Raw genomic sequence first — 5,757 nt, forward strand, 5'->3', positions numbered from 1 at the left:
CTTCTTAACCGCCCAGCCCGTCCCCTCTCCGACCGCCGCCCGACCATCCATGAGGAGCTCCATCATGACCGCACCCGGCCCCACGGGCACCGCCCTCGTTATCGGCGAGGCGCTCGTCGACGTCGTCGTCCACCCCGGCCAGCCCGCCCGCGATATCCCCGGCGGTTCGCCCGCGAACGTCGCTCTGGGGCTCAGCCGCCTCGGCCGCGACACCGAGCTGGACTGCTGGATCGGAACCGACCCGCGCGGCCTGGCCGTGCGCGAACACCTGGAGGCCGCAGGCGTCCGGCTCACGCCGGGCTCCGACGGCGCCGCGCGCACTTCCACCGCACAGGCCACGATCGGCGCGAACCGGGCCGCCACCTACGTCTTCGATCTGGACTGGAACCCGCCGTATCCGCAGCGCAAGGAGGGTACGGAGGCACCGCTGCTGGTGCACACCGGTTCCATTGCCGCGATCCTCGCCCCCGGTGCCAGCACGGTTGAGCAGGTGCTGTCCGACTACCGGGGCACCTCGACGATCTGCTACGACCCCAACGCCCGCCCCCAGCTCATGGGCTCCCCCGAACAGGCCCGTGAGCAGGTCGAGCGGCTGATCGCCCTGGCGGACCTGGTCAAGTGCTCTGACGAAGACATTGCCTGGCTCTACGGCGAAGACGCCGACGTTGAGGAGGTACTACGCCACTGGCTGGAGCTCGGTGCCGCCATCGTCGTGGTCACCCGCGGCAAGCAGGGCTCGCTGGCGCTGACCGCCTCGGGCCTGCGCACGGAGGTGCCGGCGGACCCCACGGTGGTCGTCTCCGACACCGTGGGCGCGGGCGACTCCTTTATGGGCGGGCTTGAGGACGGTATCTGGTCCGAGGGCCTTGTCGGTGCCGAGCGCCGCGACGCGCTGCGCAATATTGACGCCGCCGCGCTGGAGCGCGTCCTGCGGCACGCCTCCGCCATCGCCGACATCACGGTCTCGCGGGCTGGCGCCAACCCGCCAACCCGCGCCGAGCTGGACGCGCCCACCGCCTAGCGTCGCCCCGCACCCCTCTCACCGAAACCGGCACTAATAACATGCCGAAACCGGCACTTGTAACGTGCCGAGACCGAGCGAAGTTGCTGAGGTCCAGCTAACCACCCAGGACTTCCCCCGGTGGTGGTCGGGTCAGGGGCGGCCAGGGCATCCGGGGCGTCTTCGACACCACTCGCAGGGGCCGCCGCTGGCGTCATGAACACGTGTTTGCCTCAAAGACACAAGTTTTAGAGTTCTGCACGGTCTCAGCACCTGCATATCTCTAAAACTCGTGTTCGTGACGGTAACTCGTGCACATGACACAAAATCGTGCGCATGGCACCAAGCCCGCGCGCGTCGTCGTCGGGCTTAACCATCACCCACCCGCCCGCACGCCACTGGCCACCCGCAATAGGGACTCCACCCTCACCACGGCCGCAGCCCCTCGAAACCTCACCACGCCGCCCGAACCACACCCCTGCCACGAGGCCGCACCAGCCCCTGGGCACGTCATTAGTGCCGGTTTCGGTGCGTTACAAGTGCCGGTCTCGGCGGGTTAGTAGAGGGGCACGTCGTCGAGCATGCGGGTGACCAGTTCGGCGATCTCACTGCGCTCGGTGCGCACCAGGTCCACGTGAGCGAACAGATCCCGATCCTTGAGGGACTCCACCACGCTGGCCACACCGTCCCAGCGCCCGACCCGCAGGTTGTCACGCTGCGCAACGTCGTGGGTGAGCACCACCTTGGAGTTCTGGCCGATCCGGGACAGGACGGTGAGCAGCACATTGCGCTCCAGCGACTGCGCTTCATCCACAATGACGAAGGCGTCGTGCAGGGAACGCCCGCGCACATGCGTGAGCGGAAGCACCTCAAGCTGGCCCGCCGCAACAATCCGTTCAATACGGTCCGTCGGCACGACGGAGCTGAGCGTGTCGAACACCGCCTCCCCCCAGGGGGACATCTTCTCCGCGGTGTCGCCGGGCAGGTAGCCGAGCGTCTGCCCACCCACCGCGTACAGGGGCCGGAACACCATGACCTTACGATGCTCCTGGCGGTTGACCACGGCATCGAGGCCAGCGCTGAGGGCCAGCGCCGATTTGCCCGTGCCGGCGCGCCCGCCCAGGGAGACGATGCCGATCTCGGGGTTGAGCAGGTGATCAATGGCGATGCGCTGTTCGGCGCTGCGCCCGCGCACCCCGAATACTTCGCGTGAGGGGTCGACCAGATGCAGCGTTCCCTCCACCACGGTGGCCAGTGCCGACCCGCGCGGCGAATTAACCACAACGCCGGTGTGAATGGGCTGGGCGGCAAGCTCATCGGCGGCGTCGACGTCCTGCAGGCCCGCCAGTTCGAGGGCGCCGTCGTCCCACAGCCGCGAGATCTCCTCCTCGGTGATGGTTATCGACGTCATGCCGGAGTAGATGTCCTCGCTGGCGAGTTGTGCCCGGTACTCCTCCGCAGCCAACCCCACCGACGCCGCCTTGATGCGCATGGGCAGGTCCTTGGAGACGACCACGACGTCGCTGCCGCCGGCTTCGCTCCCCCGGCTCCTGCGGGCCAGCGTGACGGCCACCGACAGGATGCGGGAGTCATTGTCGCCCAGTCGCATGGCGGCGGGCAGCACATGATCGTCGGCGCCATTGAGCTCCACGCGCAGCGTGCCGCCCCGGTCGCCCACGGGGATCGGGCGGTCGAGTCGGCCGTGCTGTTCCCGCAGCGCATCGAGCAGCCGCAGCGCGGAGCGGGCGAAATAGCCGAGTTCGGGATGATGCCGCTTTCCCTCCAGCTCGGTGACGACGACGACCGGCAGCACGACGGCGTGTTCGTCGAAGCGCAGCACGGCGCGGGGGTCGGACAGGAGGACCGAGGTGTCAAGAACGTAAGTTCGCATGGCTGTCTCCGGCGGTGATCGGCGGGCTGCGCCGGACACCCGGACGCCGCCCGCATGTGGTGCTACTCACCATACTCGCCAAGGCCGCAGCATCGCGGTTGCATGAGCCCGACGATTCGTCGCCTCGCCCGTCGCACACCCGGGTCCCTCAGGCACCGCCCCTCCAGCCAGGCCGGAGGCGCCGTCGACGCGCAGCGCCGAAACCGGCACTTTGCCCCACACCACAATCGGCCCAAGTGGCTGCGGGGCGGCCGACGCTCATTTGCCCAGACGGCGTTCCCGGCGTCCGTAGTCGCGCAGCGCCCGCAGGAAGTCAATGCGGCGGAAGGCCGGCCAGTACACCTCGCAGAAGTAGTACTCGGAGTGCACCGACTGCCACAGGAGGAAGCCGGACAAGCGCTGCTCCCCGGAGGTGCGAATGACGAGCTCCGGGTCGGGCTGTCCCTTGGTGTACAGGTGGGCGGTGATGTCCTCTTCGGACAGGGAGGCGGCGACCTCCTCCAGGCTGGCGCCCGCCTCGGCGCGTTCGCGCAGCAGCGAGCGGACGGCGTCGGCGATCTCCTGCCTCCCGCCATAGCCGACGGCGACGTTGACCTGCATGCGCGGATCCGCGGCCGACCCCGTAGTGGCGTTGGTACGGCCAGGGGCGTCAGCATGGGCGGCCCGGTCGGAGGCTGGACCCGCCGCGGGAGCGTCGTCGTCGGCGGTCACGGAGGTGGAGGCGACGGCGGCCCGCAGTCGCGCGGCGACCGGCTGCGGCAGCAGGTCCACGGCGCCCACCAGGCGCAGCCGCCAGCGCCCGGCGGCGGCCAGCTCGTCGACGGCGTGGGCAATGATGTCGAGCAGGGGGGAGAGCTCCGCGGGGTCGCGGGAGAGGTTGTCGGTGCTCAGCAGCCACAGGGTGACCACGCGAACGCCAGCGTCCTCGGCCCAGCCGAGGAACTCCTCGATCTTGTCGGCGCCGCGCTTGTGCCCCTGGGCCGTACCGATACCCATGGCCCGGGCCCAACGCCGGTTGCCATCCAGGATGACGCCCACGTGCTCGGGCACGCGCTCAGGCTTGACCTGAGCGGCCAGGCGACGCTCATACAGGTTGTAAAGGAGGTTGTCGCCCGCCATGAGTCTTCTTTCCTGTGCGCGTTGGTCCGCCGCGACGACGCCGCACCAGGGTCGGCGGGCGCGCCCAGAGCCGACGATATCGCGTGGCTGAGCCGTACCCCACCTTTTCACCGAACCTACGGCAACGTAACCTACGGTAGCGTAGGTTATTGTCGAGCCACCACGTGAGGAGATCCGTCGATGCGCACTACCATTCAGTCGCGCGGCGCGGCCGCAATCAGCGCCGCCAACGACCTCGCCCGCGCCGTCAAACCGCGACTGCGCGGGTGGATCCACGCCGGCACAGCACCGCTGGCGCTGGCGGCGTGCATCGTGCTCACGGCGCTCGCCCCGGGGGCCGATCTGAAGTGGGCCTGCGCCGCCTATCTGGTCTGTTCTCTGCTGCTATTCGCCAACTCGGGCGTCTACCACATCTCCAATGGCCACTTCCCGCGGGCAGTGTCCACCATTTTGCAGCGCTTCGACCACGCCAACATCTATCTGCTCATCGCCGGAACCTACACCCCGCTGTCGGTTGCCCTGCTCGACGCCGGCACCGCGCGCCTGGTGCTGGGAATCGTGTGGGGAGGCGCGGCGGCCGGCATCCTCACCACCCTGCTGTGGCCGACGGCGCCGCGCTGGTTCGCGACCCTGCTCTACATCGTGCTCGGCTGGGTAGCCATATGGTTCCTCCCGAAGTTCTGGGTAACCGGCGGGGCAGCGATTGTCTGGCTGCTCATTGCAGGCGGCGTCGTCTACACGCTGGGCGGGATCATCTACGCACGTAAGCGCCCCGACCCCTTCCCCCGCTGGTTCGGCTTCCACGAGATCTTCCACGTCTGCACCGTGGCCGCGTGGGCCTGTCACTGCGTCGCCTGCTACCTGGCCGTTCTGGGACGCTAACGGGCCCAGAGGCGGGCCGACTCCAAGGGAAGCTCGCCTCGGCGCATGTTCTGGACCGAGTTCAGACCCGACCGTGCCGCCCTCGACGTAGACCGCCCAGAGCAACGGCGCGGCACTCAGACTGACGCCCAGGCCACACCCGCCTCAGCGGTGCTCGGCGCAGTGAGCGTCTAGACTGCTTCTTTATATCCGAAAGACCCCAGACTATTTCTACCGCCCGTTCGCAAGGAGGAACCATGGCCGACGAGACCACTGAGCAGCAGGGCACCTGGCTCACCCAGGAGGCGTACGACCGACTCACCGAGGAGCTCGAGCACCGCAAGAACACCGAGCGCAAGGCCATCGCGCAACGCGTCGAGGCCGCCCGCCAGGAGGGGGACCTGCGCGAGAACGCCGGCTACCACGCAGCCCGCGAGGAGGCCTCCCTCAACGAGGCCCGCATCGCCACACTCACCGAAATGCTGGAGCATGCTCAGGTTGGCGCTGCCGCCTTCGATGGCTCGGTCGCACTGGGCACGATCGTCACCGCCAAGGTCGCCGGCCGCGAGCAGACCTTCGCCCTGGGGGGGCAGGAGATCACCGAGGACGTCCCCGACGGCGTCAAGGTCTTTTCCCCCGATGCTCCGCTCGGCCGCGCCCTCATGGGCCACCGGGCCGGCGAGACCGTCTCCTACTCCGCCCCGACCGGCAAGGAAATCTCCGCCGAGATCCTTGACGTTAAAGCCCTCTGAGCCGGTAGCCGAGCTTGCGCCCCGTTCCGTCCGCAGTGGCGGAGCGGGGCGTCCCTTATTCCACGGCACACGCGCATACGCCCCCGGCGTACACCCCATGGATCGCTCTTAACTCACCCGGCCCCGCCCAGTAG

General features: G+C 68.7%; 5 protein-coding genes. 3 read left to right on the plus strand and 2 right to left on the minus strand.

Translation table 11 applies throughout. The features are described from left to right. Window positions 1-64: 64 nt before the first annotated feature. Entirely contained in the window at window positions 65-1,021 is a 957-nt protein-coding gene (locus tag RWX45_RS07295; protein WP_316023072.1) for a carbohydrate kinase, read from the plus strand. A gap of 535 nt (window positions 1,022-1,556) precedes the next feature. Here the strand turns inward: RWX45_RS07295 and RWX45_RS07300 are convergent. Both RWX45_RS07300 and RWX45_RS07305 read right to left on the minus strand, forming a co-directional pair. Further along, on the minus strand, window positions 1,557-2,891 hold the full coding sequence (locus RWX45_RS07300) for a PhoH family protein (RefSeq protein WP_316023073.1): 1,335 nt from the start codon (window positions 2,889-2,891) through the stop codon (window positions 1,557-1,559). A 258-nt stretch (window positions 2,892-3,149) separates the two neighbouring features. Then, window positions 3,150-4,010 (minus strand): undecaprenyl diphosphate synthase family protein, encoded by an 861-nt coding sequence (locus RWX45_RS07305; protein WP_316023074.1) that lies wholly within the window; start codon window positions 4,008-4,010, stop codon window positions 3,150-3,152. 180 nt (window positions 4,011-4,190) lie between these two features. On the opposite strand from RWX45_RS07305, the gene trhA reads away from it, so the two are divergent. Together trhA and RWX45_RS07315 are read left to right on the plus strand one after the other, a co-directional pair. Then, window positions 4,191-4,892, plus strand: coding sequence for a PAQR family membrane homeostasis protein TrhA (gene trhA, locus RWX45_RS07310; RefSeq protein WP_316023075.1), 702 nt, complete (start codon window positions 4,191-4,193; stop codon window positions 4,890-4,892). 236 nt (window positions 4,893-5,128) lie between these two features. Beyond that, window positions 5,129-5,623, plus strand: coding sequence for a transcription elongation factor GreA (locus RWX45_RS07315; protein WP_316023076.1), 495 nt, complete (start codon window positions 5,129-5,131; stop codon window positions 5,621-5,623). The last annotated feature ends 134 nt before the right edge of the window (window positions 5,624-5,757 follow it).

The organism is Actinomyces sp. MRS3W (genome assembly GCF_032465695.1).
Lineage (GTDB): Bacteria > Actinomycetota > Actinomycetes > Actinomycetales > Actinomycetaceae > Actinomyces.